Genomic DNA, 1,618 nt, shown 5'->3' with positions numbered 1-1,618 from the left:
CGGTGCCGGGGATGTCGAGGCGGCGCGGTTCGGCGCCGGTGGCGAGAAGGAGCTTGTCGTAGTGGATGAGGGTGCCTTCGCCGAGGCGTACCGCCTTGGCCGTGCGGTCGATCGCCACCACCGTCTGGCCCAGGTGGAGCTCGACGTCGGCCTGTGCGTACCAGGCGGGTTCGTGCACGAAGACGCTGTCGCGTTCCTCCTTGCCGGTGAGGAAGCCCTTGGAGAGCGGCGGCCGTTCATAGGGGTGGTCGCGTTCGTCCCCGATGAGGATCACCCGTCCGGTGAAGCCCTCGCTGCGGAGTGTCTCGGCGGCTTTCGCCCCTGCAAGGCCCCCGCCGATGATGACGAACGTGCGATGTGCGTCGACCACTTGATGCCTCCTCGATGTGCCTGCGCCACTTGCGAGCGTCCCGCACGGAGCGTGATGGGGGAAGAGGGAGCGAGGGCCCGGGCGTGTCTTTTGGCTGGTTGGGTCCGGTGGGCTGCGCCCTTATGGGCGGTCGGTGGTGGTGAACATGCGGTGCAGGGCGCGGGCGGAGGCGTCGGTGAGGGAGGAGATCTGGTCGACGATCACGCGCTTGCGTGCCCTGTCGTCGGACGCCGCGTCGAAGAGGGCCCGGAACTGCGGATCGAGGCCTTCGGGGGCGCGGGCGGTGAGCGCCTCGGCGAGCTCGGCCAGCACGATGCGCTGGTCGGCACGGAGCCGCTCCTGTTCGTCGCGCTGCATGACGTACAGGTCGGCGACGGCCTTGAGGACGGCGCACTCCAGGCGGGCCTCGTGCGGGACGACCAGTTCGGCCTCGTACCGGGTGAGCCTCCCCGTTCCGTACGAGGCCCGGGTCGCGCCCTCGGCGGCGAGGCAGAAGCGGCCGATGAGCTGGCTGGTGGCGTCCTTCAACCGGGCCTGTGCGACGGCAGAGCCGTCGTACCCGTGCGGCCACCACTCCTGTGCGAGGAGCCGGTCCAGGGCCTCGGCCAGCTCCTGGGGGTCCGTGTCGTCGGGTACGTAACGACCGATGGCGGCGGTCCAGATGGCGGCGCGCTCATGCTCGGAGTAGAGGCAGTTGGGGTCGATGTGGCCGGCGTGCAGGCCGTCCTCGACGTCGTGCACGGAGTAGGCGACATCGTCGGACCAGTCCATGACCTGGGCCTCGAAGCACTTGCGGTCGTCCGGGGCGCCCTCGCGGGCCCAGTCGAAGACCGGCAGGTCGTCCTCGTACACCCCGAACTTCGGCGAGCCGGGGTCGGTGGGGTGACCGCCGCGCGGCCAGGGGTACTTGGTGGCGGCGTCCAGGGCGGCGCGGGTGAGGTTCAGACCGACGCTGACCAGCTCGCCGGTGCGCTCGGAGTGCACGAAGCGCTTCGGTTCGATGCGGGTGAGCAGGCGCAGCGACTGGGCGTTGCCCTCGAAGCCGCCGCAGTCCTTGGCGAAGTCGTTGAGCGCCTGTTCGCCGTTGTGCCCGAAGGGCGGGTGGCCCATGTCGTGCGAGAGGCAGGCCGTCTCGACGAGGTCGGGGTCGCAGCCGAGAGCGGCGCCGAGCTCACGGCCGACCTGGGCGCACTCCAGGGAGTGGGTGAGCCGGGTGCGGGGGCTGGCGTCCCAGATCTGGGACCTGGA

2 protein-coding genes are annotated in these 1,618 nt (G+C 70.7%); both read right to left on the bottom strand.

The window, feature by feature from the left end; all coding sequences use genetic code 11:
* The coding region (locus J0695_RS36890; RefSeq protein ID WP_206969123.1) for an FAD-dependent oxidoreductase at nucleotides 1–370 on the bottom strand (370 nt) is incomplete at its 3' end.
* 120 nt (nucleotides 371–490) lie between these two features.
* Nucleotides 491–1,618: deoxyguanosinetriphosphate triphosphohydrolase (locus tag J0695_RS36885; protein WP_206969122.1), on the bottom strand; the 1,128-nt coding region annotated here is incomplete at its 5' end.

Origin of the sequence: Streptomyces beijiangensis, from assembly GCF_017315755.1 — a bacterium.
In the GTDB taxonomy this organism is placed as follows: domain Bacteria; phylum Actinomycetota; class Actinomycetes; order Streptomycetales; family Streptomycetaceae; genus Streptomyces; species Streptomyces beijiangensis.
The sequence above is the reverse complement of the archived record's forward strand: the minus strand, read 5'-3'. Positions and strand labels throughout refer to the sequence as shown.